The sequence below is a fragment of the Lachnoclostridium sp. Marseille-P6806 genome, from assembly GCF_964238185.1.
In the GTDB taxonomy this organism is placed as follows: domain Bacteria; phylum Bacillota; class Clostridia; order Lachnospirales; family Lachnospiraceae; genus Brotaphodocola.
Window position 1 is genome coordinate 64,528 of record NZ_CAXSLG010000008.1, and the last position, 26,550, is coordinate 91,077.

The window sequence follows — 26,550 nt, forward strand, 5'->3', positions numbered from 1 at the left end:
GTGTACGAAAACAGAATTGTCTGACGGTACATATACCCTGGATGAGTTTCTGAAATTGTATGCTCTGTATGCCATGGATCGGGATATAGAGCGGATGCAAGCAAGGGAACTCGAGAAGGAAGAGAGGTAAATATGGCTGGAGGAGGAATACTCAGACGAATTGGCATTGCTCTTGGAGTTGATGTTGAGGACAAGGAAGCAAAATCCAACATAGAATCTCTAAAAAACTTCGCCAAAAATGCGTTAGGGACGATAGCGGTCGGCGTATCCATCGTAAAGGTAAATGCGCTGGCAGAAGAGTTCGGAGCAGTCAATCAGATGATTAAGACTGCCACAAAAGAAATGCTGAATCAGACGGATGCTCAAAGCAAGATCCTTGCCGCAGCAAACGCTACCAGATCTTCTTATGCGGATACAGCTAAGGTTATGTCCGCATTGGTGCAGGAAAATAAAGATCTCTTTGGGACATTGGATGAGGCTATTAAATTCAACAATGCTGCCACTCAGTTGTTTAAAACTGCTGGAAAGACAGATGAAGAGATTGCTGAAATTATGGAAAGTATCAATGTTTCATTTGCCAGGGGAGCTGTTGATAGCGAAACAATAGGGCAGCTATTAGAAAAATCCCCGGAAGCTGCAGCATTGCTTGAAAAAAAGCTGGGCGCATCGAAGGAAGCATTTGAGCAGATGGCTTCAGATGGTCAGATTAGCCTCCAGCAGTTAAAAGAAGCGTTTACCGATTCAGCAGACGAAATCGAAAAATCCTATATGGAATCTGGAGCGAACATTACGGATGCCATAAAAAGCATCAGGAATCAGTGGGGGCTGTATGTATCTCAGGTTTGGGAAGGAGCTGGCATATCTCAGCAGGTAGCAAAACTGATGATTCGTGCATTCAGTGGCTTCATGGCTGTGCTGAATAAGGCGCAGCCGGCTATTACCAGCGCATTAAAGACTGCTATGAACTGGATGACGAGAATAGCGGATTGGATTTCGCGAGTCGGATCTGTTCTTGGCAGATTGATTGAGCATATAGGCGGAGTTGAGAATGCCATAAAATTAGTGCTCATTGTATCAAGTGCGTTGTGGCTTGCATTAAATTTTGGCAAGATCATCGCGGGAATTAACATGATTAAAAATGGGCTTAGAGGGTTGCCTGGATTATTTAATCCGAAAAACCTTAAAATAGCTGGATTTGTGGCAGCTGTAACATTGATAGTCCTTGCATTAGAGGACTTTTTTAATTTCCTGAAAGGGAATGACTCTGTTATAGGGATATTCTTTGATAAAATCGGCGTAGGCGCCGATAAAGCAAGGCAGACTATATTTTCTGTATTTAGGCGTATAAAAACGTTCCTAGAGGGAATATGGGAATTTCTTGGGCAAGCTGTTACTATATTTCTGGATACAGTAAATGGATTTGTTGATAAACATGGAGAATCTATAAGAGCTACGTTTGAACGTGCATGGGGAATTGTGAAAACATTTTTGCATGGCGTTTGGACGGTGATATCCAATATTGCCAGAGTTATATTTGGGAGTACTGAGGATTCTATCAGCAACTCTACTCAGGACACGAGAGAGGCACTTTTATCAATATGGAGAGATATTCTTAATGCATTATCTGTTATATTTGGCGCAGTGTTAAATGTAGCAATCGCAGCATTTAACCGCCTTTTGAGTGTCGCTAAATTTGTATTTGGTCTGGTTCAAAAGTTCTGGGAAGCATGGGGATCGGATATTCTTTCATGGTTTCGCGTTTTGTGGGATTCTTTGTCAGGAGCTATTTCTGGATTCCTTGATGTATTGCAAGGAGTTGCCAGCTTTATATCGTCTGTTTTCGCAGGAGATTGGAGCGGAGCATGGGAGGCAATCAAACAGATTTTTTCCGGCGTATGGGAATCAATTAAAAACATAGCATCAGGAGTTTTAAAAACCTTACAACTCATTCTTAAAATGGCGCTCAGTGCCATAAAATCCGTCATTACAGCGGTATTAACGTTTATCCTATCTTTTATCAGTGGGATTTTAAAAGGCATCCTGGGTGTAATAAAGGGGATTCTCGGACTTATAAGAACAGCGTGGTCATCTGCGTGGAGTGCAGTACAGACGGTTGTTGTAGGAATTCTCAGAAGGATAGTTGCCTCAATCACAGATGCGCTTAATTCCGTAAAACAGACTGTTTCAAATAACCTTCAGGCGACAAAAGCTATTTGGACAGCATCATGGGATGCCATTATAACATTTTTTACTTCGTTGTGGAATGGGGCTGTTTCGTTCCTGCAAGGCATATGGTCTGGCATTACGGGGATTATATCAGGCGCAATTAATAAAGTACATAGTATTATTGCAACGGTGCTTACGGCCATCTGGGACTTTTTGACAGGTATATTTGGAAACATTGTCAATGCAAGTAAGAGCACATTTGAAAATGTACTTAACAGCATCCATGCCAGCGTATCTAAGGTAGGGCACACTGTGAAGGATGGATTCCAGTCAGCGATAGATTTCATTACCTCGCTCCCATCACAGGCATTACAGTGGGGGAAAGATTTTATCGCTGGTCTGAAAGATGGAATCCTTTCGGGAATCTCCGGAATTACAGAAGCGGTGTCTGGGATAGCAGGAAAAGTTAAGTCTTTCCTGCACTTTTCACGTCCAGATGAAGGACCTCTGGCTGACTATGAATCATGGATGCCTGATTTTGTGGATGGGCTTGCTAAGACGTTACGTTCCAGCAAGGATGTATTGCGTGATGCTATTCGAGGGCTTAGTGAAACATTTGAAGAAATGGATGCTGAAAAAGCCTGGAAAAAAATCACTGATACATTTAGAACTGGAATCAGAAATGTAAAAAATATTGCCTCCAAAGTCAAAATCAAAGTAGGCAGCGAACAATTACCTACAGAGACCATAGGTGATGGCAAGTCAATTATCCAGCAGGTATCAAAGAAAGCGAAGGAAGTTGCCGATGGTATAAAATCATCTATGTCCATGGTAAAACAGGTCATTGGCGACATAAACGGTTCGTTATCAGGAACAGACATCTCTGAAAACATTGAAAAAATGTCAAAGGCGTTTTCCGATGGAATGAAAGAGGTAAAAACATCCGCGACAGGCGTTATGTCTTATGTGAGAGGCAACTGGCAACTTCTCGGCAATATCCTTGTAAATCCAGTATCCGGTGGGTTTAATCTTATATATAATCATTGCTCCATATTCCGGAATTATGTAGATGGATTTTTGAATGGCATTGAGGAAAAATGGAAGAATGGATGGAATTCTGCAAAAGAGATTTCGTTAAGCTGTTGGACTTCGATGGTAGGCGGCTCAAGGCAGGAACTCAGCTTACTAAAGGCAACGATTCGAACAGGCTTCCAGTCGGCGATAGAGTTCATTACCTCGCTGCCATCACAGGCATTACAGCATGGAAAGAATTTTGCCGTTGCTTTGAAAAAAGGCATTTTTTCAGGAATTTCCGGAATCAAAGACACAATTTCAGCCGCAATCAAAGAGCCCGAAAAGATACGCGCAAGGACATTTACCATGCTGAAAGACGTTGCTTCCGTCACCCGTAGGACAGTTGCAGAAATAAATAATTCACTGAATGTTGATGCAGAGCCAGTAGTATCCAGACTTGTCAATGCGTTTCGGGTAGGAGCAAATGGAATAAAGGATTCAGCAAGTGTTGTCATATATTATTTCCGAGATAATTGGAAGCAGATTGGAGATTTGCTTGAAAATCCGATTTCCAAAGGATTTGAATTGGTTTATAACCATTGCTCGGGATTCCGTAATTTTATAAACGGATTTATCGGAGATACGCAGATTGACTGGAGCGGCGGATGGACCATGATAAAGGAAATTGCAGATTCCGCCTGGGCAGCAATGACTGGAGGGGCAAGACAGGGGCTTATATCGCTCAAATCAGCAATCCGAAGCGGAATGATTGATGCAACGTCATTTATCAAGGACCTGCCAAACGATGCACTAAAATGGGGATCAGATATCATCGATGGAATTGCCTCAGGCATTCGCAATGCCGCAGGAAAGGTGACAAACGCTGTTAAGGGTGTGGCGGATAGGATTCGTTCCTTCCTGCACTTCTCACGTCCGGATGAAGGGCCGCTTGTAGATTACGAGACATGGATGCCTGATTTTGTGGGAGGACTTGCCCGGACCCTCAAGGAAAATAAGGGACTGCTGACATCGGCTGCACTGGATGTAAGCAGAGCACTAAATATTACGCCTACCGTAAATACTACCGCCAAAGCGGTGGGAAATGTAAGCAGAGGAAACACAATTAATCAGAAAGTGGAGATTAACAACACGGTTAAGACCACAGATGCAAAAGCCGGAAGAGAGGCTTCCAAGCAGCTTGACCGGAGCAGTAACGATGTAACCAAGAAGATTGCAGATGGACTTGCTTATGGGAGGGCATAATGAAAAGAAAAAAATTGACACGTCCGGCAACATTGGATGGAATTGAATTCGATGCCTTGATCTCGCAGGAAGAGCAGTATTCTGCATCCGCACCTGATTATCCGGTAGAAAGCGGATATAAAGTGCACGATTCGATTGCACCAAATCCGCTTGTTATCCGGACAACACTGTATCTTACCAACACGCCTGTAACGTGGGCTGAAAGAATTGGAAGAAGCAGAACGAGAGTTCAGGATGTGGAAGAACGGCTCCGGGAAATATTCTGGAGCCGGGAACCGGTCACATTTGAGACAAGCGACAATACATGGGACAATATGTGCATAACGTCTATGACGATATCCAAAACTGCTGACGATGGTTATTCTCGGCGCATTCCGATAGAACTGAAGCAGATTGATGTTACATCCACAAAGACCGGAACAGTACCGGATAGCTATGTGAGAGGAGGTGCAAGTGAAGCTAGTGCGGGAACGGCATCGACTAGGGCAGCAACATCGGAAGCAACTCCTGTAAGCTCTGGAACAGGTTCTGGAGGTGCAGGATCAAAACAAAACCAGCAAAAGGCAGTATCCCAGGAGAAAGCATCCATGCTGTATAAAGCAGGAAAGGGCCTGGGGCTTATAAAATAGAGGAGGGAGTAAAGAGGTGACTATTTATATCGACGTGCCGGCCATGAATGACAGTAAAAGCAGAATTACGCTGTCCGGAAAAGAATATATCATCCGGTTTACTTATGCTTCCCTGCATGATAATTGGTTTTTCAGTATATATTCTTCTTCAGACGAGCTGATTCTTGGGATGATCAAGATTCTTCCGCTCTTTCCACTGACAGAATATTACACAGATGTTCGGCTTCCGGATGGAAAATTTGGATGTATCACAGACCTGGCTCACGTCGGCAAGAATGCATTTCAGAACGGAGAAGCATTGTTTGCGTATATTCCAAATGCGGATTTGGAGGGATGGACACCATGAGAAACTGGAACCGAAGATACAGGCTGGTTGCCGGTGTTGCAGGACAGCCTGGAATGGAAATTGGAGAGGAAACGGATGCCGGAAGAGCGCTGCATATAAAATTTGAACTGGAAAAGACGGATGTGTCATCCAACAATACAGGGACAATCTCAATCTGGAACCTGAATGATGCTCATGTATCTATTCTGGAGCAGAAAGATTGCATGATTGCGCTATATGCAGGTTACGGAAATACGAAACCTCTGATATTTTCCGGTAACGTTATCCAGCCATCTACTACCATGGAGCAGGCAGATCGAAAGACAGACATCGATGTAGTAGACGGCAGGGTTGCGATAAGAGATACCTATGTATCGCTTTCCTATGTTGGAGATGTTCCATTGCAGATGATAATTCAAGATTGCATTACGCAGATGGGGATTACCTGTATATACGGGGCTGCTGCGGCTGCTATCATTGCGGCCGCAAGGTTACCACTGGGATATGCTTATATAGGCGCTGCAGCTGATTGCCTTACACAGCTATGCAGCGCCTATAATATTAGATGGTGCATCCAGAATGGTGTATGTCAGGTACATGCGCCGAACGAAGCTGTATCGCAAAGGGCATATATCCTGTCCGAAGAGACCGGGCTTGTTGGAGTTCCGAAGCGAATAGCAATAGGAGCCGAAAGCACAACCACAGATACGGCCAGTCAGGCAACAATCTATGGCTACGAAGTCGAATATTTTCTGAATGGTGCAATAGGTGTCAATGATCTTGTACAGCTAAGGTCAAAAAAGGCATCCGGAATATTTCGGGTGAAAAATATCAAGATATCCGGCGATAACCTGGAAGGCGATTGGCTGTGTACAGCACAAATAGTGGAGGTGGGAACATGACAAGTGAAATGGTGGAAGCCATAAGAAATGCAATAAGAGATCAGATAGGGAATCTGCATGTTGCAATGCCAGCTACTATCATGGCGTACAACAGCAGCAACGGGTTATGCGAGGTGAAACCGATTGGAAAGCTGAGGAAACCGGATGGCACAATGATGGAGTATCCGGTAATTGCAGGAGTACCAATTTGTATGCCTGCCAACATTGCTGTTCCGGTGAAACCAAATCAGACTTGCTTGCTTATAATCTGTGATGCGGATATATCTGGGTGGATATCTGGAAAAACAGCAGTGCAGTCCATGTCACACAGTCTTCAGAATACTGTGTGCATCCCGGAACTTCGGAAAACGCCTGCAAGTCTTCAGAATTATGCAAATGCAAATAACGGTATGGCTATTGAAGGAAATCTTTATATTTCCGGAAACCTAAAAGTGCAGAACAATGTGCATGTGTCTGGAGGGATTACGAGCGTAGGAGATTGCAATGCTCCCAACATACGGTACGATTAAAAGGAGGCATCTGGATGACATACAACGATGTATTGCTTGACAGCGGTGGAGACCTCTACATTAACCAGTATGGAGATGCTGTTCTCGGAAATTCTATTGTGCAGGATATTAATGTACACTTGCGCTGGTTTTTGGGTGAGTGGCCGTTTGATACCACAAAAGGGATGAATTGGTATGGAGAAGTTTTTGTGAAAAATCCGGATACAGATAGAATTGCAAGAATGGTTCGAAAGGAGATTGAAAAGATAGATGGAATCGTCCGCGTGATTGATGTACGGATAACAGTTGATGGGAGTACAAGAAGCGCTGTTATCAACTGGGAGGCGAAAACGTCCAAAGAAATTATCGAAAGCGAGGTGAGCATATGGGAGAATACGGCGTCACAAAACAGGGCTACGTCCTGAAACGGCAAGATACAATTTATAATGATATAGCGGACAGGGTGCAGCGTTATGCCGGCATCGATATTACAAAAAAGTCAGACTCAGTTTTGAATCTGGCTATTTTTATGCCAATATCAGATCTGATAGCACAGCTGCATGAAGAATGCTTGGACGTGTATAACAGCCTGCATCCCAGCACAGCGGAGGGAGTTGCCCTGGATGATGCCTGTCAATTCGGAAACGTCAGGCGAGAGGCAGCTAGAAAAACAGTGTATCAGATATCATGCAATATGACGGATGGAAACACACTGCTTGCAGGCACTATTATAGCAGCCGATACAAACCCGAGACATGATCTTCTGTGTGACGCAGATACTGTGGTGAGCAGAGATGCGTTCAATGAAGCATATATCAGACTGGTGGTGGCTGCTTCTGGTGTTACCTATGAAGTGCAAATTGACGATGAAAAATATACCTATATTTCTGACGGGACGGATGCAGAAGCAATACTGCAAGGAATATCTGATGTAATTAAGACGGATTGCATAAATAAGTCAATCCAGGATGGAATCTTGGTATTGCGGTGTAAAAAGCCAGAGGAGCTGCATTCCATGAAGCTGTCCGAAAGTCTTACAACGGAATCTGTTACCGGATTGGTTAAATTCTCAACGGCAGAATACGGCGCCATTATCCTGCCAGACAATACGATTACCAATATTATCAGCAATTCGTCTACAGGATTCAACTGGTGCGACAATCGGATTGATCCTATTGCTGGATGTCTTGCGACTCCGGATTACGAGTACCGGCAGGATTATATCGCACAGATATATAGCAATGCGAGCAACATGAAGGAATCGATACGATCTTACCTGTTGCAGCACGTAGAAAACATTATTTCGGTTAATGTATACGAGAATTATACGGATACCGTAGATTCTGAAGGACGGCTGCCACATTCCATCGAGGTTATTGCCGAAGGTGGAAAGGATGATGATATCGCATATGGTATATTAGCCCGCAGGGCCGGAGGAATCCAGACCAACGGAGATGTTTCTGTCCAGTGCGAGGGAGAGAACGGGACAATCATTGAAATCCGGTTTAATCGCCCTGTATCTGTCTATGCGTGGTTGTCGGTCACACTGTCTGGAGATAAGGCAAGCATCCCGTCAAACTATGTGCGTCTTGTTACAGACCTTGCCATAGAGCGGTACGGGAGCCTGACTGCTGGCGAATCCCTATATAACCAGACATTGATTGGTGCGATATATAGTAAGATTCCAGGGCTGTCCAGAGTAGAGGTAAAGCAGTATCATAGCTCCAATTCTGGAGCAGTTCCGCAGGATCATGAGTATACCGACGACAATATCATTGCAAAAAAAAGAGAGAAGATTGTTATAGCAGAGAACCGGATTAAGGTGGTGATCGCGTGATTGTCTACGATGAGCTGATAGCTACTACACTTAGCCAGTTTTGGGACAAGCCTGTTATCACTGGGATACTGCGGGCTATTGCGGATGAATTGCAAGAAGTTTACACGATCCAACAGCAGCTGAGGAAACTAACAGACATTGATAGCCAGGAAGGAGTGAATCTGGATAACATCGGAGATATTGTCGGGATATCAAGAGCAGATGCCCAAGGCATTATCCTGCGTGATGATGCTTATGAAATGACAGATGATCTCTATCGGAAGATGCTTAAATATAAGATTTTGCTGAATAACTCGGCGGCCACATACTACGACATCATCAATGGAATCAAATTAATTTGGAATGTTAATAATGTGACCTACATCGAGGACCGAGAAAAACCTGCAACGTATATTATAAGCCTTGGAGAGCATGATATATCAGAATACGATGCGTTGTCTGCACGGACCCTTACCATTCGAGCAGCGGGCGTGAAAGTAAGGTATATGATCGCATGGGCTATTCGTGTCCGGCATATCTGGGAGACAAAGATAGCTGATGTAATCCATACGAATACAATCCCGTTCTTTGGCAGCGTTCGCAGGATTGATGGTACATTGCAGCTTAATGGCACATACCAGCTGGATGCTGCTGTTGAGGGATCTGGTCAGATTATTTATGATATGCATCCAATTAAACATAGGTGGAATTCCAGAATTCAGGATATATACGATGTTCCAGAACGGCTGATGATAACCCCCAATGACAATACTGCGTGGGTCACAATGGAGAAACCCACTGGCGCCGGTTCGGTTCCGCCGCAGGATTTCCCTGTGGACAATGGAAATTACATTGAATCAAACAGCAACCTGTCGGCTGAATTTGAAAATGATGGGTTGATTATATCGTATATATCTGACATATCGTTTGAAATCGAGTATCAGCCAACGAAAATATAGGAGGGATAAAGACTATGGCAAAAGTAGCAGTACCTAATATTGCGAAAGAAAAAATGGCAGGAGCAAGGGCGGGAAAAAGAACTCTTCCGGCCATTGTTCAGATTGCTTTTGGAGATGGAGGGGTGGATGAAGCTGGGGTTGTACAGATGCCGCTGCCAACTATGACTGAGTTAAATCACGAACTGTTTCGGAAGAATGTTGACAGCATTGAACCTGTTGGACGGCTTGGATATAAATACGGTTATACAATCGCTGAAGGAGAGCTGCAGGGAAAGAGCATCAGCGAAGTAGCGCTGATCGATGCTGAGGGAGATCTTGCATCCATTGAGATGTTTAAGCCCCGTGCTGATGATTTGGATAGCACATACTACATTATCGATGATTTTTCATAGGGAGGGGTTGTAAATGGCAGATTATGATGTATCAAATCCAACATATGGACCCGTGCGGCGCCTGGAACCGACTGACTGGAACCATGCAGATGTATTTAACGCCACGATTGGTCAGGCGGTAGAGAATGCTGCGGCCATATATAACGCATCTAAAATTATGCGTAATATCCGAATACGGCCTGGAGACTGGAATTCTAAGCAATATCAGATTAATGATGTATCCATTACAGAGGATAGCATTGTTAATGTATATTTTAACAATGCAAGTCACACTGCCGTCCAAGAAGCGGAAATGACCGGAAAAACGGAGCAAGGAGCCCTTGTACTCACATGCGTAACGGTTCCTGTACGGGAAATATCCATCGACTGCATTGAGATAAGGAATGAGGTGAAAGTGAATGCCGGTTAGATTTAACATTGGTGGCGGAATTTCTGCCGGGAAAGACACAGCTACGGAAGATGATGTAAGATATCCGAAGACTTTTCATTCTGGGAATAGCGTAGCAGCAAAGGTTGGCCGAATTAAGGATTGCGTGATAAAAAAGATTGCTCCGGGCAAAAACAAGCAGACCATACCTGCAGGCAGCTATATTGCAGAAGACATTATTATTGATGGTGATGACAATTTGATTCCGGGCAATATCCGAAATGAAGCGGTTATTTTTGGCGTAAGGGGAGATTCCAACGTTGTAGATACGTCAGCAGGAGACATTACTTCGGACAGTGTTTTGTCTGGACACACCGGATTTTCAAAGGGAAAATCGGTTCCTGGAGGGATAGAGGTAATATCGGGGGATAAATTTTCTCCATCCGACCAAAGCGCATACAACGACAGCAAGATCGTGGCTGCAACAGAAAATGGATATGCTGGGCTGTTTACATACGCAGGCGTAAAAGGATATATAGCCGACAGAATAACAATCCCTATTGCAAACCTGTTATCCCAAAATATACGGAATGGAGCAAGAATAGGAGGCATAGGTGGATACATTGAAGGCAGATTTACCGGAGATGCTACTGCAAAGGCATCGTATATATTAGAGGGAAAGACAGCTGGAATAGCTGGAAAGATGGAGACCGGAACAATGCCAAATATTCCAGCGATCGATCCATGCAAATCAGCTGTATTGAACAATGGATATCTATATCTGCGGATATCCTATGGGGCCCATGTTATAGCAGCCACAGCCGGCTACCCAGAAGCGAGAATTGGGGAAAAAATGCTTGCCAACGTGATTGGTTTAACAGCTCAGAAACTGGCCCCTGGTGAATCGTGCCTCGGAATTACTGGAAGCGGAAGTGGCAGAGGAAGATTTGCGTTATTGTCTGCATTTTCTGTAAGAGGATACGGAATGTCATCTGTAGACTATATACCATCTGACGAGAAGGTCATGATTATGCCTGCAGACGGGATAGTGACCTACACAGGCGTTGCTGCATCCTATTTATCATCTGGCGTTGCAGTGTGCGAGATTTATAAAAACGGTTCCCTGATGGATTCCCTCAATATCAACGCGGAAAATAATTATGCATGGAGAACAACAGAGGGAAAATATTTTACCGCTAAATCTGGAGATAGGATTAAAGTGCTGGCCCAATGCTTGTCTGGCGCTGATACTATTTCTGCATTATTTGCGACAGTAATATACTAATCCGGTATAACACTGTACGTTATAATATAACATATTTGCACAAATTGAAATGAAAGATATATTATAGGGAGGTGCTGAAAAATTTGAATCCGATTAGAAAACCTACTAATGCAGGAGATACTACGAAGTTCGAATTTGAGCTGGATGTATCTAAATTCCTCGTAAAAAATATGTCAGGAGGGGATATTACTGTTACTCTTGATCCGCCGGAAGGAGCGGAAAATTCCTGGTTGATACCAGATGAAGCGTGGCAGATGATACCTGGATCTGATACGCAAGAGTATCACAAAGCTCTGTACGTTACCGCTACATCAACGTCAGCGACAAGCAGAGGTGTGGAAGTAGAAGCAATTGATTACATACTCCCAAAGAGAAGGTCGTGATTGTATGATATGCATCATTGGACAGGGATTATATGGATTAATGAGAAAAGGCGGCGATGGAAAAGTGCAAGTCACGATTCCTGGTCGCCTTATTGTGACATCGAAAGATATTGAAGTTATCGATGCTACATTGGTCTCTGCGCAGCCCATCAGTGCGATCTGGCGTGATGATGGACTGGAAATCAGCTATACAGGAGACACAACATTTGCTTTGGAGTTCGTAATTTTATGAAAATATGGAGGATAATATGCCGGAAACAAAAACCTATTATGTAAAAGTAAGACCGACAAATGGCGGCAAATGGAGCCGCAATAAGTCATATGAATTCTGGACTACTGTTTTTGATGAAAGTTCAGGAAACAGTTATATTTCGATCCGGGATGTGCCAGGTGGTACTGATATTGCCGACAGTAGCTACTGGACGCTGTATTCTGTCAACGATGCCAGATATCTTGATTTAAAAAAGAGATTGGATGAAATTATCGCAGGTTCGACCCCGGATGAGGCAGAAATCAAAGATGTGAGATTGGGCGCTGATGGTGTGACATATCCCACTGCCGGAGAAGCTGTTCGCGGCCAAATGGCTCAGAAAATAAATAAAGACGATGCTATGTCATGGTCACAGTGGTTTGACCTGCATCGGGCCGGCTGGCGGGGCGGAGTAACTTTTCCGCGATTTTCACAGAGCCAGTCCACACTCGGGACCAAGACTGGGGATAATGCAGACGTTGTTGTTGAAACATCCACAAATGAGGCTAAAGGCAGGAATGACTTCGCCGATAAACCGAATACAAATCTGATGTTTAACGGAATCGATGTGAACGGATATGTGGATGAAAATGGAGAGCCGCACATTACGGCCGTTGAAGGTTCTCCGGAGTTTGACCGATATGGAGGAAATGGAGATGTTTATAGAGCATTCCTGACTCCGTTTTATCGGAGATTCTGCACAGATACGGAGGAAGGATGGGAGTTCGCTGACAAGCCCCAGGATGATATGAAGCCGTGGGCCGCTGCAGTACGACCGGACGGAACATACCGGTCATTTTATTTTGTAGCAAAGTACATTGGTGTTCGTGATGACAATGGGGTGATATCATCCATTTCTGGTCGCATTCCTGCCCGACAAACTATATCATACAATACCCAGATAACTGAATTTAAGAAAAAAGGAACTCAGTATTGTGGTTTTACATCTACCGATATGGCATGGGTTCAGTGGATGAATGATATGAAATTTGCAAACAAAAACAGTCAGGCTACTATGACGGGATGCACGAGCTACGGCACTCAGGCGCCTGCGACTGTCGAGGAATCTGCTGCAAAAAGAATTATCATTGAAAAAAGTAAGGCAAACAGTCTGCTTGTCGGCTCCTATGTATCGATTGGACATGGAAAACTCAATGGCAGTACGGTAAGCATTGATCGTTCGGCTGCTGAGATTCATAAGTATGCTGACAGTGTAAAAATTCTCAAAATCGAAAGTTATGACGATAATAACAGCGCTGTCTATGTGGATGTTGATACCGATTTTTCGACAGAAACGGTAACACTATCTGAAACACTGGCATCTCCGGTTTACCTCAGTACGATGCATTGGCGATCTGGGTCATGTGATAATGTCCTCGGACCGGATGGCTCTCCCGGAAATCCGAAAAATAGTAAGGAGCCGTTTGTTATTTCTGGGGTGGAAATGGGTAATGGGGGATATATCATTGTTTCTGATATCATTATGGATGGTGTGTACGATGCAGAAAGTGATACATACAAGCAGACGCCATACATTGTCAATGACAGCCGCAAGATATCAACCAAAATTACTGATGATTATACTGCTCTTTCTTACGATGTGCCCGACACTGGAAATGCATGGAAGTATATATCAGATGTTGGATATGATGAGCGGTATCCATACATTGGGCTGCCAACAGGATTACTGGCTACAACAAGTACTGGCTATTCGGATGGTGTACACACAGGAAGTAGAATTACTGCGGTGCGAGAAGTCCTCTGGTTCGGCCATCTGGGCGGTGGGGCTTATGCCGGCGCGCGGTACCTGGATCTGTACGGTGGGCTGGGTAACGCCTGGTGGTACCTCCTGCCCCGCCTTTCATCCCTCCGTCGCGGCGTAGCCGCATAGGGGTGAATCCGCTTTAGCGGAGAGGGGGCTTCCCCTATAAAAGAATTTGATTTTAATGCAAAATATTGGGTTGCATGATGCGTTGGCTGGTTGTTCCTCTGCGCGCCTCTGGTTCGGCAATCTGAACAATGGGGCTAATGCCGGCGCGCGGTACCTGAATCTGAACAATGGGCTGGGTAACACCAGGTGGAACATCCTGCCCCGCCTTGTGGTCACAAAATGAATCATAGCATCATGCAGCGCATCCGAAAGGAGCCTGTAAAAGCAGCCATGGAGAAATCCTAAAATTGACCGAGACGGCACCAGAACACTTAAGTGTCGAGATAATAATCGGCATTGTGGCATCTGGGCTGCTGGTGGAGTCCAGCAGCGGGGTTAGTAGAAAACCGAAAGCCCCTGAGGTTAGAAAGGAAAATATGAAACGTTACTGTAAAAACGTAGACATAAAAGATGTGCAATTCATTGAAGGCTGCATCTTGAAATGGATTAAAGGCAAAACGAAGAGGGAGGATGTTCGTAAATTGCTCGCGAATTATTCATCCTACAGCAAACGCCAGATAGAAGCCATTGTAGAAGACACAATCAATATGTATACATGGATAAATCCGATTATCCACGACATAGCAGTAGATGTCAGTAATCGCATTCAGAATCGGAAACTGGATTTGCCACCTATTCGGTATAAAATGAAATATGATGATGGATCGCGAAAATGGAGACGAATTGGAATTCAGAAGCCAATGCACCAGATTATGGATTATATTGCTGTCGGGGCTTGCGAAGAATTATTTTTAGCGAAAATAGGCAGATATCAGATGGCATCTCTTCCAGGAAGAGGCCAGGAGAAAGGAGCTGCAACAATACAACGGTGGATTCAAACAGATGAATCCCACACCCGGTATTATGCACAGGCAGATATCAAAAAATGTTATCCATCCATAGATCATTGCAAACTGAAATCTGTGTTTGCGCGGGATATAAAAAATCCGGAATTGATATGGCTGATTAATGAATTGATAGATTGTTTTGATGATGGATTATCTATCGGATCTTATTTTTCGCAGTGGGCTTGTAATTACTATCTGTCTTCTGCTTATCATTATGCAACGGAAAATTTGTATAAGATAAAAAGCAGGAGAGGAAAAACGGAGAGAACCAGACTGGTGTATCATGTGATGTTTTACATGGATGACATCCTGTTTCTTGGAAGCTCAAAAAAGGACGTTGAAGCTGCAATGAATCTGTTCGCAATGTATATTCAGGATTCTCTTGGTCTAAGCATTAAGCCAGGATGGATTCTCAGAAATGTTGACTACATTAAAAATGGGACACGCCGTGGAAGTTATATCGATATGATGGGATACCGTATATACCGAGACCATATAACAATCCGGCGGCGAACGTACAAAAGAATACGCAGAACGATGATTAGGGTATATCAAAAGATTACATCCGGAATGGTGTTGCTGATTGAGACTGCCTATAGAGCTTTGTCTTATTGCGCGAAAGTCCAACATACGGATTGTGCGAAAATATGGAAGAAATACAGCATCGGGAAAATCAAGAGTTTTGCCTGCAAAGCTATATCAAACCATGACAAGATGGTTGCAGAAAAAAGAAGGAGGAGATTGCATGAGAACAGAAATAGTTCATTCGCCGGTGCGGCCGGACGAGATTACTTACAGCCAGCATCCCAGCAAGACAGCGGAATGCTGGATCCGAAAGAACATCAGGGAGGAAGTTGTCCCTTCTGAGAGCATTCCAGATACTACAGAGGAAGACATGGCAGACATCCCAGGAGAGTCTATTCAATATGTCTATGAGGAAGTCTATTTCCGGACAGACGTACCAGAACAGGAGATCCGAGATAATGCAGACAAATATTGGGATATTGCTGCGGAATGGGAGCCTGATGTGCCTGTGTCGATGAGCCAGGAGCAGCGCATTAATAACCTGGAAATCCAGCTAAAAGATGCAAATGCTGCACTGGTAGAGACGCAAATGAATAACGACATGGCCATAGCTGAGCTGACCATGATTATGGCCACTATGATGGGAGGAGGTGTATAAAGTGTTCAACAAAGATAGTCAGCTTGTAAAAACCTGGGTACGTCTTGTAAAAGAAGGCGTATATACGAAAGAACAGGTCCCACGATTGGGGAACCTGCAGGAAGTGGTTTGGTCAATTTTAGAAGAATAATAGGAGGAAAAGACGATGGTATTCACAAAGAATAGTGCATTGGTAAAAACATGGGTAGGACTGGTAATTTGCGGAGTTTATACAAAGGATCAGGTTCCGAAGTTGTTCAATCTGCGTGACGTGGTAAGCAGTGTCGTGGATTCTCTGGCATGAGCGGGGAAATAAAAGAAGGCCGCCTGCTGGAACTGCTGGAACTGTATATGGACTTGGTTGCACAGCAGGACACAATCATCTACCACTTAGGGAATATCATAAAAAAGCAGGAAACAGTTATCCAGAACTGTAAAAATGCAGGATGGTATATTGATGACAGCGAGCCATCATATGATGATTTGGCGACTGAAGAAGAACTGAAAAATTACGAAAGTACAAAAATTAAACTGGAGTGAGCGATAAAGAGAGACGTACAGATGTGCGCCTCTCTTTTTAAATGAGAAGAGGAGGAGAAGGTTGGAAACGGTAATTAATGCATTTGGAGATGTAACCATTGGGAGAGCGGCTTTGATTGTAGCGGCTCTTATTTTTTTGGCCGGATGCTATCGTAAGGTTTCAAAGTATTTCGGCGATAAGGCAATCAATGACTTAAAAAGAGATCAGGAAATAAAAGAAGTCATAGAACAGTCAAAAAATTATCCGAAATGGAGACAGCAGAGCATCAATATCCAGCAGAGTATGAATGGTCAGATCCATGACCTGAGTAAGAAAATGGATAAACTGTCGAAGTCAAGTGATGAGGGTATGGCTTACACATGGCGATACCGGATTCTGCGATTTGATGATGAAATCAGACATAAGATCCGGCACTCGAAAGAGCACTTTGATCAGATACTGGAAGATATTGATAAATATGAGAAGTATTGTAGGGAAAATCCTGATTTTCCGAACAACAAGGCTGTATTCGCTATCCGGAATATCCGGGAGACATACGATAAGTGCGGAGACGAGGGAACGTTCCTGTGAAGCTGTAGCAGCCGCAAGGAGGCGTTATGAATAGTAAGAACAATATAATTAGAAGCCGAAGAAAAAAGACGGCCACAGAGCGAATAAAGGCTTTCTTCGGGCGTATCGGGACACTAAACATAGTCCTGATATGTGTGTTTGGTTACATGATCTACATCAATTACACGATGATAGGAATGTTTAATGCGACCGGATCCGCTCCGGAAACAGCATGGTGTGCGCTGATAGCTGCTTTGCTTGGTGAATGCGGAATCTGCGGCTGGATTAAGACCAGCAAAGAAAAGAATAAAAGAAAATCAAACGGAGAATCGGAGGGATAAGATTATGAGTTTAGAAATGTTTTTGATTGCATTGTTGGCAGTATCAGTTATGACTGGATTGTTTACGGAAGCCATTAAAAAGACATTGGACGAGATGGGATGGAGCTATAAGTCAAATCTGTTGGCTGGATGCGTAGCTGTCATCTTGTCCTGTTTGGTAGCATCTGGATATATGATCCTGACAGAAACAATTCTCAACGAGAAAATGGCAGTATATTTGATTGCTTTGGTATTGCTGTCTTGGTTGTGCGCTATGGTTGGATATGACAAGGTAATCCAGGCAATTACCCAGATCAGGGGCGGACAAGCCAAGGATGATGAAAAATCCATTGAAAAAAAGGAGGCGAATAGAAAATGGCAGTAAGAGTAGGAAGTGCAAGAAGCAACGAAAATGGCGGAATCAACGGCGGGAAACCCGGAGACCAGAAGGGCGGAGCAGAGGTCAACACCCAGAACTGGTATCTACATAGCAAGGGCTGGATTGTAGTCAGGGCAAAGGATGATACGGTCCGGGAAAAGATTGCCTGGAATATGGACGCTGCCTGTAAGAATGACAATATCGGATATTGTCAAAGCCACAGAACGAGTGCCACGGCAACTGCGAAGCCCTACGGATACGATCTGTCCAAGGTTTCAGTTCCGGTTGAGGTGGACTGTTCAGAACTGGTTCGGATCTGCTGTCTGTATGCTGGAATCCAGGTCGGGACGTTTTCCACCAGCTCCGAGGTTGCCGTTTTGCAAGGGACTGGAAAGTTTACTGTTCTTAGAGATGCTGCACATTGCACAAGTCCAGATCAACTACTGAGAGGAGACATTCTGGTAACGCGTACAAAGGGACATACGGTCGTTGCGCTGGACAATGGATCTAAGGCCAATGCATCCGGAACAACGTCCACATCAAAGCCGGATAAAGTGGACGCAGCGAGAAGCCGCGATAATGCCATTGCCGGTACATATCGAACTACGGCAAACCTTAATCTGCGGGCAGGGGCCGGAACATCTAAAAAATCCCTTGCAGTAATGCCAAAAGGAACATCTGTTCAGTGTTATGGATATTATACGCTGCATCAGGGCGCGAGATGGTATTATGTAACTGCAACGGTATCCGGAAAAAAACATACCGGTTTTTGCAACTGCAAATATCTTGAGAAAAGATAGAAGGAGGTGATCCAATTATCTCCCAAGCCGGGCTGGGTGATGCCTGGTATCAGTTTATGAAAAAATGTATGGAATAACAGAAACGGTCGTGATATAATTTTAGTGTTGTCCTACCGAAACCCGGCAACGGGAGGAGGTGATTGTCATCGAATTATTGTTTACCTTTATCGTTTCTGTCGGATCAGGTGTGGCTTGCCACCTCATCTGTAAATGGCTAGACAGAAAGGACAAGGACGACAAATAGCCTGGTGGGTGCTTTGCCACCATAAAAGAAAAGAAGAAACCCCCAACTGTGGTGCAACACGGTTGGGGGTTTCACTCTTTTGCCATCGAAATAATGTTTACCTTTTGCCTACTGGCATTATAGCATATGCAATTCTTAAATGCAATATTCTTAAAAAATCTTTTTCGTCCTATGGACTGTCCGCGTGACAATCCGAGGACTGTCACTAGGAAAATCCACTGTAACCAGTACCAGTACCATCACCAGTATCAGTACCAGAATAATAAAGAGGATATACGCAAAACCGCCGTATGCGGTCTTGCTTTCGCACACACATCTAAAATGTACAAATTGCACAAAAAATGAAAGTGATTTTTGACGTATCAAGTCCCAGTCGATTCCAAAGAAATTTTCAATATCTCCTTCGGCAAAAAGACAAAATCAATCCAGAAGCATTTCAGAGGCTTTTAAGGCATATCTCAAAAATTAGATTCTTCCTTATATAAGGCATATAGTTTATTTCTAAAATATTTCCGTAAATATAAATTTAATGATTGACACTTACTGATTGGTAAGTTAAGATGATATCAAGATAAAAATTACCAGATGGTAAGGAGGATAAACCATGAAGAAAAAATATAAAGAAATCAGACAAATCAATGCAGATTCCCTTCGGAGACTTTGTATTTCAAAACGCTGGTATACCGGCGGAGACAATGCAGCATATAACCATTTACTGTATGATCTGGCAGATGATAAAGAAAATATTACCACAGAAGACATCGTAGAAATCGCTCAGGACATTATGGAACACAGCAATACAGATCAGGAGCTGACAAGCATCTGCTTTGATGTGGCGAGAATAGCGACTACATTTTTTGAGGAGGTGTAATTTTGAGCGCACAGAGAATATTTTATCAGGATCGGTGGAATCCGGATAAAACATGGGAGGTAGTAAAGCTAGTCGGCGGCTATTACCTCCGGCAGTACATTAAAGGAAAACAGTTTGGGCGTGGGATTCGGACCACAAAGAAATATATTCAGAGTATTGGGATATTTGATTTTGAGAAGATGGAGGTAAAACAGAATGTATAGATATTACAGTACCCAGAGACCAGTTATGCCGGGAACCTATCCGATAGAAAAGAAAGTCAGCGAGATTGTTAATTTTTCTGAAAGAAAATATGTCGTAAACATAAGCAGGGAAGCGTGGGGATGGATTGAGTTTGAAGAACTTCTGACGGAAAAAGAAGAAAAAGATTACGAACTGGTTCGTGAGTTTTCAGAGTTGGAAAGGTTAAGAACCCTCTTAGGAAATGCAGTAGATATTATTGTTGAACATGAAAGTGCTGATTCTGGAAGATTCGACAGCATGGAAAAATTTTGGCGGTATCTCTTTGATGAACTTGGAACTGATAGAGAGGAACTCCGGAAGGTCGGAATAGACTTGGAAGGTTATTTCTAAAGAGAGGAAGGGTACGATATGGAAATTGTTAGACCGGCACATACAGAATATCACGAGGAATTGAACTTAGAATACAGATTCCGGAATGATCCGGAGGCGGGGTTCGCTTTTCCGTGGAAGGATGGAAAGGTAGTTCTTAATAATCTATCCGAAAAGAATTTCATGTGGTGCTTAGAGCATCCAGAAGAAGTAGAAAGTCTTGGAGTTGTTACGAGAAAATCATCATGCAGCGTTCCGGCGCTTGCAAGATGTGAATGTGGAGAAGAGTTTTTCTTGGAAGATAGATATTATGGATGCTGTCAGTGTCCAGGATGCGGAAGATGGTATGCTATTGGTGGGTACGAGGTAAAACCGCCGGAAGAGTGGGAAGAAGACTTGGAGGAGGACGAATGGTAACGTGGACTATGAGAGATACGACAGGCTGTATCCAGAGAGGGGAAATGCCTGTATCGCAGATTCAAAAAGAATTGCTGTGGTTTGAGAGACAGGCAGTGAAAAAAATGAAAGAGACAGGAGCAGATCACGTTTTGTATGGCACGAAAATCTATGATAATAACGATCGCTTGGTTACGGTTCAGTTCTGTATGCAGCCAATGACGGACGAAGAATTTTATCGTCTGACCGGAAAGGCAAGAAATGTCATGATTTATGCACTTCATAATCATCGTAAAAGCAGATATTTCCTGCAAAAATTATGAAAACCGCAAAGTTTCCGATTGACACCAGAGGTGGGTAAGTTAAGATAAGATTATACAAAAACTTACCAGTTGGCAAGTTTGGGAAGGAGGGCGATACGTTGGGAACCGGAAGAAGTTGAAGAAGCTGAAGCGGAAGGTCAAGGAACTGGAAGCGAAGGTAGAACAGCTTGAAAAAAGGACCAATGAAAGCCGTGCATTTCAAGTAGCTAGTTGGCTGCTGGTCTTACTTGAAATTGCAGTCGCATTGCTTGCCATAATTGGCAGCTTGTGTGGCTAACATCAGTCCGGGGAGGAGGAGTTCATACCCTCCTCTCGTTTGAAAAGCATACCACAGAAGGAGATGATTGTAAATGAGAATTTTGAAGATGGTGATTAGATTGCTGGCTCTTTTGAGTCTGGCGGCATTGGCGACAACGAGAGAAATTGTATCAGCGGTATTCTTGCTGGCATTTGGTTCAATGTCTCTCGGCATCATGGTTGGAGAAAAAATGAATGGAGGAAGTAGAGAAAATGAGAAAATATAATGTATCGATGAGAAAAAATCACACAGAATGTTTTGATAATTGGATTGGTGATTACACTGAGGCAGAGACGCAGGAAGAGGCAATCGAACTGGCAAAACAATGGTTGATTGATAACGGTACAGATTTGGATGTGGAAGAAATCGAGTACGAGGTGACAGAATTTCAATCAATCATCTCAGTAGAAAGCTAAGAAGTAAAGAGGGATAATGGAATTCAGCTGTAAGCAGTGGTTGTAAGACAGCCGGGCCAGGTAATTTAGTCTACCATTTTAGGCAGACAGAATTGTAGAAAAAATAGAAAGCGGGGATATAACAATCATGCAAGTGGAGCAAAAAGCATTTAATATTTATCAGGAGTATAAGAACCCAGAGCTGGAGAGATATGCTAAGAAACTGACAGAAAAAGAGTATATCTTAGCAAATGTAGAGTATCAGCTTGTAAATGCTGAAAGAAATATTGAGAGATTACAAGATGTACCGGGAAAAAAGATCGCTGACCTTGTAGCAATCTACATAACGGTGGTTAATAATGGCGAAAAAGGATTTACAAGCTATGTATTAAGCAATAAGTGTTTAGAAGCGGTAGGAATTAGCATTGAGGAGCTTGACGCTGCGGCTTCGAGAAACACACAGAGAGTAGGCTTTGTAGTAAAGACTATGAGTGAAGTAATATTAGAACTGATAGAAATGAGCGATGAGATTGCGGCAGAGATGAATGGTGGTCCCCAGACATACGTATTAACGAACAGTAGAGGAATAAACGGTGCTAATATCCTTCTTTACAAAGAGCAGTTGGAAAAGGTAGCAGAAAGAATAATGGGCGATTTTTATATCTTGCCTTCAAGTATTCACGAGTTGATCGCAATCCCTGAAGAGGATATAGACGTCAAGTATTTAAGAGAAATGGTAAAAACAGTAAACGATAATGAAGTGCTTCCTGAAGAAATTCTTGGATATAAAATTTATAAGTATAGTAGAAAAACTGGTGAGATTGAGGTAGCTGTGTAAGCAGCTCTTTGGATCAAAAAGGAGTCAGTAAGATGGAAAATATAAGATTAAAAATAGAAATGAATTTAGATATATCACAAGAAAATATTGATGATATTGTGTGTGGAGCGTTGGAAGGCGGCATCATATACTGGTGTGACGAGGCAAAGGTCGTAGGTGACTATCTTGGAGAGTATGCACATGAGCAAATTTCCAGGGGAGGAAAATTAAAATTACATGATTGCGATGAAGATGAAGTATATACTTTAGATCTTGATAAATTGATAAACGGCATTAAGTTGTACGCACAGAAACCGACTGGATGCAACTGTCTGGAGCAGGTGAATGGGCACTTGGAAATTGATTGCTGCAATGCAGACGCAATGGTGTGTGACGCAATTATTCAGTATGCATTATTTGGAGAGGTATTGTATGGATAAGAGCAAAAGTGGAATATTGGTACTGGAGGTACGATGTTGATAATTAGACAAAGAAAAAATAGTGATCGTGGCGGAATTATTATAATGCCATTAAAAGTTAATGTGCCGGATCCGAATGATAATTCGTGGGAGGAAACAAACTGTCCAGAATGTGGAGCTGTATGTTGGAAACGCCCTCTCCCCAGAGGGTTCAGCGAAGATATGTTTGACGGAAGAATGTGTACTATGTGTGCATTGAAAAGAGGATTAAGGTAAAAGGAGAACATTATGGTTAATTTAGAGATAGGAACAGTTGATAACGGCAAAAGTATGTCAGAAATCCTAAAAGATGCCTTAGATGCAAAAGGGTATTCTCAGAGGGAGTTTGCAAAAAAGATGGGATGGACGCCGCAGAATTTTTCTCAGAGATTAAAGAAGAACTCTTTCACAGCCGAAGAGTGGAGGAACATGGCGTATAAGCTGGGATATGAAGTAAGACTTGTTGAGCTGGAGAGTGGAATTGAATTTGAAAGCAGAAGAAAAGGGCATGGTCGCCGTGCGCGACAGGTGATAAACGGCGTGCTGTATGATACTCATAAGGCAGATATGCTTTGTGGTAATTTTTACCGTGATGGAATCAATGAGTATATTGATGGAATGGCATTTGAGCTGTACGTAGATTGTTTTGGGCGATTTTTTGTAGCGAGGTACACTGACTGGGAAAATGGTTCGGATAGTATTACGACAATCGGAAAAGAAGACGCGTACAAACTGTACAGGAAATATGGAGATGGTACATTGAAAGATAGTATCTTTATTTAGTTTTGCTCTGTTCTTACCATTTGGTAAGATGGTCTTGTATTTTGGGTAACATCATGAAATATGATTGAAATTACCAGATGGTAAGTTAGAATGATGATGTAACAAAAAACAACCCTTCCTAACGGGCATCGGGAAGGGCTGCAAAACTAGCTGGAAGCTACGGTTTAAATAATAGCATTTAAAGTATATCATAGCCGCAGCTCCAGCGCAATAAGCAAAGGAGTGAAAATATGCAGAGTTTAGAGAGCTACATCATCAAAATGAGTGAAGTATCAGCGCTGATCCGTATGATTGATGATACGTTTGTGAATGGACGAATTGGATTCTCTGATGACGAAGATGGTGTCCAACTGGAACAGTCCTTGAATTTGCTGAGAGAACAGTTTGGGCGAAGCCTGGAAGGATTAAGAACAGCGTATTATGGAGGTGCGGTATGAGCAGATATGAATTTGAAGATAAGAAATGCGTAGTATACGCAGATGAACGGTTCGGAGAAATCAGGACAGTTATAGATGAAAACGGGGAGCGGCGGTATGTTGGTATTGATATTGCTGGATGCATGGGGTTCGAAGCTCCAAACAAAGCGGTTTCGAGAAGCAAGATTCCCGGAAAAATGATAAAGGTTCCGTGGGTATCCGGAAACCGGCGTGGTGAGACAAATGCAAGATGTTTCAACAAAAAAGAGGCAGAGAGGTTCATTAAAAATGGTATGTTGCCACCAAAAGGATTCAAAGATTGGTTTACAAAAGAAGTAGCTATAGAGGGACGTGAAGAAGGAATTGCGGTTCATATTCCGGACGTATCTTTTCAGGAACAAAAAATGAAGGAAGAAAATGATAATTTAACATTATCTGGTGTGTTTGCGAGATTGGATGAAATCGTATTGGAAATTATGGTTCTGAAGAAGGAACTGGCAGGTACATTAGAAAAGACTACATAGATTTGTCCGGAGGTTTTATTCCTCCGGATTTTCTATTGCGTAAATTTACAAGTTTATTTCTAAAATATTTCCGTAAATATAAATTTAATGATTGACACTTACTGATTGGTAAGTTAAGATGATATCAAGATAAAAATTACCAGATGGTAAGGAAAGAGGTAAACATATATGATGATGTCAGAATTTATTGAGCGAGTTGAATTTGAACCGACAGCAGCAGAGTATCAGGAAATCGAAAGAGAGTATATGGGATGTGATATTGACAAAGATCAGTTCTGTAAAGAATGGAAAAAGAATGGCGGTATTCAGAGACTGATGCGTTTAAGGGTGAGGAGGATTGAAGAACTGGAAGCTGAAGTTACCATGAAAGATCGTCAGTATGATGAAATGGATGCCCGGTATTGCAGAAAAATCAATCAGATTCAGGAAGATATGAAGAATAAGCTGGATGAGGCTTTCGCAGCGAGCGACAAACAGAAGGAAGAACTGATTAGAGTGAACAGACTTTATCAGGAAGCTATGATAGAAAAAGCTGAAGCCGAGAAAAAGCTGGAAACAATCCGGGCAGCTTTTGCAATCCTTATACCAGGAAAGGAGGTGGTGTAGATGGCAGACAGAAGTAATCATCGTTTAAATGAAGAGATTGAAAGCCATATCAGACAGTGGGATGGCACGATTCATGGTCAGATGGTGAAGAATATGTATGAAAATGGTACAAGCTATGAAGGAATCTGCGAGGCTATGCAGATTGATTATGACGATTACGAGGAGGAGAATTGAGATGAATACAGAAAGAAAATATTTCTCTATAAATGAAGGGAACGCAAGAACAGCACACAACATGATGTCAATGCGTGATTACGCAGAGGGTAGCACGACAGCAGGTTACCGAAGCGAGGTTGACAAGGCTTACGATATTGCTGATAAGGTGGCAGAGAAAAAGCCAGAGGAGGCAGAGAGGGCTTACCGACTGGCAGAACGGTATTCAAGGAAAATGGCAGAATATTATAACAAAGAGAGCAGCATTGGCATGATATGTCCATCGGTGCTGATCAGCGGCGCCGGGAATTTCCCAGTTAAGAAAAAAGAGCGACAGGTGGCAGCATGGGAGAGAAATCGCGAGTTTTACAATTATGTACAAGGGATTATCGGAAAGATTGAAAATATCCTTTATGGCAAGGAAATTATTAAGTCCAATGATGAAAGAGCAATCGAAAAGCTTGAGGAAAAGCTGGAAGATATGAAAAAACTGCAAGAGGATATGAAAGCAGCCAACAAAGCCTTGCAGCTGAAAGACAAAGAAGCAGGCAATGATAGGTTGAGAGAAATGGGGTACAGTGAGGAGGCAATAGAAGAGCTTCGGAAACCGGATTACCTCGGCAGGGTAGGATACCCGAATTTCCAGCTTTCCAACAACAACGCAAATGTACACAGAGTGGAAGAACGGTTAAAGCGTTTGAAAGCAGTTAAAGAAAGAGGAAGTTCAGAACAGGAATACAAGACATTTAAGGTGGTCAAGAATACGGAGGCCATGCGATATCAGATTATTTTTGATGGAAAACCAGATGCAGAGATTAGAACGCTTCTAAAAAGCAATGGATTTAAGTGGGCGCCGTCACAGGGAGCATGGCAGAGGCAGATTACAACTAATGGAAAATATGCGCTTGAGAGCGTGGTGAACAAACTTAAAGAAATGGAGAGGTAA

Annotated in this window: 39 protein-coding genes; all 39 read left to right on the forward strand. The window is 43.0% G+C overall.

The features are described 5' to 3' along the window. The first annotated feature begins 132 nt into the window (after positions 1–132). Positions 133–4,443: a tape measure protein gene (locus ACESON_RS11345; protein ID WP_373109921.1), complete on the forward strand. Its 4,311-nt coding sequence runs from the start codon at positions 133–135 to the stop codon at positions 4,441–4,443. Continuing rightward, positions 4,443–5,072, forward strand: a complete 630-nt coding sequence (locus ACESON_RS11350) for a phage baseplate protein (RefSeq protein WP_373109922.1) — start codon at positions 4,443–4,445, stop codon at positions 5,070–5,072. Before ACESON_RS11345 ends, ACESON_RS11350 begins: the two co-directional genes overlap by 1 nt. Positions 5,073–5,088: 16 nt before the next feature. Beyond that, complete coding sequence (locus ACESON_RS11355; protein WP_373109924.1) at positions 5,089–5,418, forward strand: hypothetical protein; 330 nt, start codon at positions 5,089–5,091, stop codon at positions 5,416–5,418. After that, positions 5,415–6,299 carry a hypothetical protein gene (locus tag ACESON_RS11360; protein ID WP_373109925.1) on the forward strand — a complete coding sequence of 295 codons (885 nt, stop codon included), beginning with the start codon at positions 5,415–5,417 and terminating at the stop codon, positions 6,297–6,299. Before ACESON_RS11355 ends, ACESON_RS11360 begins: the two co-directional genes overlap by 4 nt. Beyond that, positions 6,296–6,808, forward strand: a complete 513-nt coding sequence (locus ACESON_RS11365; RefSeq protein ID WP_373109927.1) for a Gp138 family membrane-puncturing spike protein — start codon at positions 6,296–6,298, stop codon at positions 6,806–6,808. Before ACESON_RS11360 ends, ACESON_RS11365 begins: the two co-directional genes overlap by 4 nt. A gap of 14 nt (positions 6,809–6,822) precedes the next feature. Then, positions 6,823–7,212 (forward strand): hypothetical protein, encoded by a 390-nt coding sequence (locus ACESON_RS11370; RefSeq protein WP_373109929.1) that lies wholly within the window; start codon positions 6,823–6,825, stop codon positions 7,210–7,212. Continuing rightward, positions 7,173–8,624, forward strand: a complete 1,452-nt coding sequence (locus tag ACESON_RS11375; RefSeq protein ID WP_373109930.1) for a hypothetical protein — start codon at positions 7,173–7,175, stop codon at positions 8,622–8,624. The genes ACESON_RS11370 and ACESON_RS11375 overlap by 40 nt, the downstream gene beginning before the upstream one ends. Continuing rightward, entirely contained in the window at positions 8,621–9,562 is a 942-nt protein-coding gene (locus tag ACESON_RS11380) for a DUF2612 domain-containing protein (protein ID WP_373109932.1), read from the forward strand. Before ACESON_RS11375 ends, ACESON_RS11380 begins: the two co-directional genes overlap by 4 nt. A gap of 14 nt (positions 9,563–9,576) precedes the next feature. Then, positions 9,577–9,954: a hypothetical protein gene (locus ACESON_RS11385; protein WP_373109933.1), complete on the forward strand. Its 378-nt coding sequence runs from the start codon at positions 9,577–9,579 to the stop codon at positions 9,952–9,954. Positions 9,955–9,967: 13 nt separating this feature from the next. Next, positions 9,968–10,363: a hypothetical protein gene (locus tag ACESON_RS11390; RefSeq protein WP_373109935.1), complete on the forward strand. Its 396-nt coding sequence runs from the start codon at positions 9,968–9,970 to the stop codon at positions 10,361–10,363. After that, positions 10,353–11,606, forward strand: coding sequence for a hypothetical protein (locus tag ACESON_RS11395; RefSeq protein WP_373109937.1), 1,254 nt, complete (start codon positions 10,353–10,355; stop codon positions 11,604–11,606). Before ACESON_RS11390 ends, ACESON_RS11395 begins: the two co-directional genes overlap by 11 nt. An 83-nt stretch (positions 11,607–11,689) precedes the next feature. Further along, positions 11,690–11,989, forward strand: a complete 300-nt coding sequence (locus ACESON_RS11400; protein ID WP_373109938.1) for a hypothetical protein — start codon at positions 11,690–11,692, stop codon at positions 11,987–11,989. 4 nt (positions 11,990–11,993) lie between these two features. After that, complete coding sequence (locus ACESON_RS11405; RefSeq protein ID WP_373109940.1) at positions 11,994–12,221, forward strand: hypothetical protein; 228 nt, start codon at positions 11,994–11,996, stop codon at positions 12,219–12,221. 16 nt (positions 12,222–12,237) lie between these two features. Beyond that, positions 12,238–14,130: a hypothetical protein gene (locus ACESON_RS11410; RefSeq protein WP_373109942.1), complete on the forward strand. Its 1,893-nt coding sequence runs from the start codon at positions 12,238–12,240 to the stop codon at positions 14,128–14,130. Positions 14,131–14,417: 287 nt separating this feature from the next. Next, entirely contained in the window at positions 14,418–15,884 is a 1,467-nt protein-coding gene (locus tag ACESON_RS11415) for an RNA-directed DNA polymerase (RefSeq protein ID WP_373109944.1), read from the forward strand. Positions 15,885–15,912: 28 nt separating this feature from the next. Continuing rightward, on the forward strand, positions 15,913–16,200 hold the full coding sequence (locus ACESON_RS11420) for a hypothetical protein (RefSeq protein WP_373109945.1): 288 nt from the start codon (positions 15,913–15,915) through the stop codon (positions 16,198–16,200). Between the two features lies 1 nt (position 16,201). After that, complete coding sequence (locus tag ACESON_RS11425; protein WP_373109947.1) at positions 16,202–16,330, forward strand: hypothetical protein; 129 nt, start codon at positions 16,202–16,204, stop codon at positions 16,328–16,330. A gap of 15 nt (positions 16,331–16,345) precedes the next feature. Further along, on the forward strand, positions 16,346–16,483 hold the full coding sequence (locus ACESON_RS11430; protein ID WP_373109949.1) for a hypothetical protein: 138 nt from the start codon (positions 16,346–16,348) through the stop codon (positions 16,481–16,483). Continuing rightward, positions 16,480–16,719, forward strand: coding sequence for a hypothetical protein (locus ACESON_RS11435; RefSeq protein ID WP_373109950.1), 240 nt, complete (start codon positions 16,480–16,482; stop codon positions 16,717–16,719). The genes ACESON_RS11430 and ACESON_RS11435 overlap by 4 nt, the downstream gene beginning before the upstream one ends. 61 nt (positions 16,720–16,780) lie before the next feature. Further along, positions 16,781–17,290: a hypothetical protein gene (locus tag ACESON_RS11440; RefSeq protein ID WP_177968331.1), complete on the forward strand. Its 510-nt coding sequence runs from the start codon at positions 16,781–16,783 to the stop codon at positions 17,288–17,290. 26 nt (positions 17,291–17,316) lie between these two features. Beyond that, positions 17,317–17,610 (forward strand): hypothetical protein, encoded by a 294-nt coding sequence (locus ACESON_RS11445; protein WP_373109952.1) that lies wholly within the window; start codon positions 17,317–17,319, stop codon positions 17,608–17,610. A gap of 4 nt (positions 17,611–17,614) precedes the next feature. Next, positions 17,615–17,974 (forward strand): aminopeptidase, encoded by a 360-nt coding sequence (locus ACESON_RS11450; RefSeq protein ID WP_373109954.1) that lies wholly within the window; start codon positions 17,615–17,617, stop codon positions 17,972–17,974. After that, positions 17,965–18,768 carry an SH3 domain-containing protein gene (locus ACESON_RS11455; RefSeq protein WP_373109955.1) on the forward strand — a complete coding sequence of 268 codons (804 nt, stop codon included), beginning with the start codon at positions 17,965–17,967 and terminating at the stop codon, positions 18,766–18,768. Before ACESON_RS11450 ends, ACESON_RS11455 begins: the two co-directional genes overlap by 10 nt. Positions 18,769–19,616: 848 nt before the next feature. Next, complete coding sequence (locus ACESON_RS11460) at positions 19,617–19,883, forward strand: hypothetical protein (protein WP_373109957.1); 267 nt, start codon at positions 19,617–19,619, stop codon at positions 19,881–19,883. Positions 19,884–19,885: 2 nt separating this feature from the next. Next, positions 19,886–20,086: a hypothetical protein gene (locus tag ACESON_RS11465; RefSeq protein WP_373109958.1), complete on the forward strand. Its 201-nt coding sequence runs from the start codon at positions 19,886–19,888 to the stop codon at positions 20,084–20,086. Then, positions 20,079–20,456 (forward strand): hypothetical protein, encoded by a 378-nt coding sequence (locus tag ACESON_RS11470; protein ID WP_373109959.1) that lies wholly within the window; start codon positions 20,079–20,081, stop codon positions 20,454–20,456. Before ACESON_RS11465 ends, ACESON_RS11470 begins: the two co-directional genes overlap by 8 nt. Positions 20,457–20,474: 18 nt before the next feature. Next, on the forward strand, positions 20,475–20,852 hold the full coding sequence (locus ACESON_RS11475) for a hypothetical protein (RefSeq protein ID WP_373109961.1): 378 nt from the start codon (positions 20,475–20,477) through the stop codon (positions 20,850–20,852). Next, complete coding sequence (locus ACESON_RS11480; RefSeq protein ID WP_373109962.1) at positions 20,846–21,154, forward strand: hypothetical protein; 309 nt, start codon at positions 20,846–20,848, stop codon at positions 21,152–21,154. The genes ACESON_RS11475 and ACESON_RS11480 overlap by 7 nt, the downstream gene beginning before the upstream one ends. Positions 21,155–21,269: 115 nt before the next feature. Further along, entirely contained in the window at positions 21,270–21,431 is a 162-nt protein-coding gene (locus ACESON_RS11485) for a hypothetical protein (protein ID WP_373109964.1), read from the forward strand. Positions 21,432–21,504: 73 nt separating this feature from the next. Next, positions 21,505–21,678 (forward strand): hypothetical protein, encoded by a 174-nt coding sequence (locus tag ACESON_RS11490; RefSeq protein WP_373109965.1) that lies wholly within the window; start codon positions 21,505–21,507, stop codon positions 21,676–21,678. Beyond that, complete coding sequence (locus ACESON_RS11495; RefSeq protein ID WP_373109968.1) at positions 21,647–21,868, forward strand: hypothetical protein; 222 nt, start codon at positions 21,647–21,649, stop codon at positions 21,866–21,868. The genes ACESON_RS11490 and ACESON_RS11495 overlap by 32 nt, the downstream gene beginning before the upstream one ends. A 103-nt stretch (positions 21,869–21,971) precedes the next feature. Continuing rightward, positions 21,972–22,685: a DUF5688 family protein gene (locus ACESON_RS11500; RefSeq protein ID WP_373110111.1), complete on the forward strand. Its 714-nt coding sequence runs from the start codon at positions 21,972–21,974 to the stop codon at positions 22,683–22,685. A gap of 32 nt (positions 22,686–22,717) precedes the next feature. Continuing rightward, complete coding sequence (locus ACESON_RS11505; protein WP_373109969.1) at positions 22,718–23,104, forward strand: hypothetical protein; 387 nt, start codon at positions 22,718–22,720, stop codon at positions 23,102–23,104. A 267-nt stretch (positions 23,105–23,371) separates the two neighbouring features. Then, the gene (locus tag ACESON_RS11510; RefSeq protein ID WP_373109971.1) at positions 23,372–23,905 is read left to right on the forward strand and encodes a hypothetical protein; all 534 of its coding nucleotides are present in this window, start codon (positions 23,372–23,374) and stop codon (positions 23,903–23,905) included. A gap of 230 nt (positions 23,906–24,135) precedes the next feature. After that, positions 24,136–24,342 (forward strand): hypothetical protein, encoded by a 207-nt coding sequence (locus tag ACESON_RS11515; RefSeq protein ID WP_373109973.1) that lies wholly within the window; start codon positions 24,136–24,138, stop codon positions 24,340–24,342. Continuing rightward, positions 24,339–24,845, forward strand: coding sequence for a Bro-N domain-containing protein (locus ACESON_RS11520; protein WP_373109975.1), 507 nt, complete (start codon positions 24,339–24,341; stop codon positions 24,843–24,845). Before ACESON_RS11515 ends, ACESON_RS11520 begins: the two co-directional genes overlap by 4 nt. A 168-nt stretch (positions 24,846–25,013) precedes the next feature. After that, positions 25,014–25,451 carry a hypothetical protein gene (locus tag ACESON_RS11525; protein ID WP_373109976.1) on the forward strand — a complete coding sequence of 146 codons (438 nt, stop codon included), beginning with the start codon at positions 25,014–25,016 and terminating at the stop codon, positions 25,449–25,451. Next, positions 25,452–25,625 (forward strand): hypothetical protein, encoded by a 174-nt coding sequence (locus tag ACESON_RS11530; protein WP_373109978.1) that lies wholly within the window; start codon positions 25,452–25,454, stop codon positions 25,623–25,625. 1 nt (position 25,626) lies between these two features. Next, positions 25,627–26,550 (forward strand): hypothetical protein, encoded by a 924-nt coding sequence (locus ACESON_RS11535; protein ID WP_373109980.1) that lies wholly within the window; start codon positions 25,627–25,629, stop codon positions 26,548–26,550.

Excerpts from the sequence above, each read along its gene's own strand:
- ACESON_RS11345 (WP_373109921.1), top strand. The coding sequence starts at position 133 with ATGGCTGGAGGAGGAATACTCAGACGAATTGGCATTGCTCTTGGAGTT.
- ACESON_RS11350 (WP_373109922.1), top strand. The coding sequence starts at position 4,443 with ATGAAAAGAAAAAAATTGACACGTCCGGCAACATTGGATGGAATTGAA.
- ACESON_RS11360 (WP_373109925.1), top strand. The coding sequence starts at position 5,415 with ATGAGAAACTGGAACCGAAGATACAGGCTGGTTGCCGGTGTTGCAGGA.
- ACESON_RS11365 (WP_373109927.1), top strand. The coding sequence starts at position 6,296 with ATGACAAGTGAAATGGTGGAAGCCATAAGAAATGCAATAAGAGATCAG.
- ACESON_RS11370 (WP_373109929.1), top strand. The coding sequence starts at position 6,823 with ATGACATACAACGATGTATTGCTTGACAGCGGTGGAGACCTCTACATT.
- ACESON_RS11375 (WP_373109930.1), top strand. The coding sequence starts at position 7,173 with ATGGGAGAATACGGCGTCACAAAACAGGGCTACGTCCTGAAACGGCAA.
- ACESON_RS11385 (WP_373109933.1), top strand. The coding sequence starts at position 9,577 with ATGGCAAAAGTAGCAGTACCTAATATTGCGAAAGAAAAAATGGCAGGA.
- ACESON_RS11390 (WP_373109935.1), top strand. The coding sequence starts at position 9,968 with ATGGCAGATTATGATGTATCAAATCCAACATATGGACCCGTGCGGCGC.
- ACESON_RS11395 (WP_373109937.1), top strand. The coding sequence starts at position 10,353 with ATGCCGGTTAGATTTAACATTGGTGGCGGAATTTCTGCCGGGAAAGAC.
- ACESON_RS11405 (WP_373109940.1), top strand. The coding sequence starts at position 11,994 with ATGATATGCATCATTGGACAGGGATTATATGGATTAATGAGAAAAGGC.
- ACESON_RS11410 (WP_373109942.1), top strand. The coding sequence starts at position 12,238 with ATGCCGGAAACAAAAACCTATTATGTAAAAGTAAGACCGACAAATGGC.
- ACESON_RS11420 (WP_373109945.1), top strand. The coding sequence starts at position 15,913 with ATGGCAGACATCCCAGGAGAGTCTATTCAATATGTCTATGAGGAAGTC.
- ACESON_RS11430 (WP_373109949.1), top strand. The coding sequence starts at position 16,346 with ATGGTATTCACAAAGAATAGTGCATTGGTAAAAACATGGGTAGGACTG.
- ACESON_RS11435 (WP_373109950.1), top strand. The coding sequence starts at position 16,480 with ATGAGCGGGGAAATAAAAGAAGGCCGCCTGCTGGAACTGCTGGAACTG.
- ACESON_RS11445 (WP_373109952.1), top strand. The coding sequence starts at position 17,317 with ATGAATAGTAAGAACAATATAATTAGAAGCCGAAGAAAAAAGACGGCC.
- ACESON_RS11450 (WP_373109954.1), top strand. The coding sequence starts at position 17,615 with ATGAGTTTAGAAATGTTTTTGATTGCATTGTTGGCAGTATCAGTTATG.
- ACESON_RS11455 (WP_373109955.1), top strand. The coding sequence starts at position 17,965 with ATGGCAGTAAGAGTAGGAAGTGCAAGAAGCAACGAAAATGGCGGAATC.
- ACESON_RS11460 (WP_373109957.1), top strand. The coding sequence starts at position 19,617 with ATGAAGAAAAAATATAAAGAAATCAGACAAATCAATGCAGATTCCCTT.
- ACESON_RS11470 (WP_373109959.1), top strand. The coding sequence starts at position 20,079 with ATGTATAGATATTACAGTACCCAGAGACCAGTTATGCCGGGAACCTAT.
- ACESON_RS11475 (WP_373109961.1), top strand. The coding sequence starts at position 20,475 with ATGGAAATTGTTAGACCGGCACATACAGAATATCACGAGGAATTGAAC.
- ACESON_RS11480 (WP_373109962.1), top strand. The coding sequence starts at position 20,846 with ATGGTAACGTGGACTATGAGAGATACGACAGGCTGTATCCAGAGAGGG.
- ACESON_RS11490 (WP_373109965.1), top strand. The coding sequence starts at position 21,505 with ATGAGAATTTTGAAGATGGTGATTAGATTGCTGGCTCTTTTGAGTCTG.
- ACESON_RS11495 (WP_373109968.1), top strand. The coding sequence starts at position 21,647 with ATGGAGGAAGTAGAGAAAATGAGAAAATATAATGTATCGATGAGAAAA.
- ACESON_RS11505 (WP_373109969.1), top strand. The coding sequence starts at position 22,718 with ATGGAAAATATAAGATTAAAAATAGAAATGAATTTAGATATATCACAA.
- ACESON_RS11510 (WP_373109971.1), top strand. The coding sequence starts at position 23,372 with ATGGTTAATTTAGAGATAGGAACAGTTGATAACGGCAAAAGTATGTCA.
- ACESON_RS11515 (WP_373109973.1), top strand. The coding sequence starts at position 24,136 with ATGCAGAGTTTAGAGAGCTACATCATCAAAATGAGTGAAGTATCAGCG.
- ACESON_RS11520 (WP_373109975.1), top strand. The coding sequence starts at position 24,339 with ATGAGCAGATATGAATTTGAAGATAAGAAATGCGTAGTATACGCAGAT.
- ACESON_RS11525 (WP_373109976.1), top strand. The coding sequence starts at position 25,014 with ATGATGATGTCAGAATTTATTGAGCGAGTTGAATTTGAACCGACAGCA.
- ACESON_RS11530 (WP_373109978.1), top strand. The coding sequence starts at position 25,452 with ATGGCAGACAGAAGTAATCATCGTTTAAATGAAGAGATTGAAAGCCAT.
- ACESON_RS11535 (WP_373109980.1), top strand. The coding sequence starts at position 25,627 with ATGAATACAGAAAGAAAATATTTCTCTATAAATGAAGGGAACGCAAGA.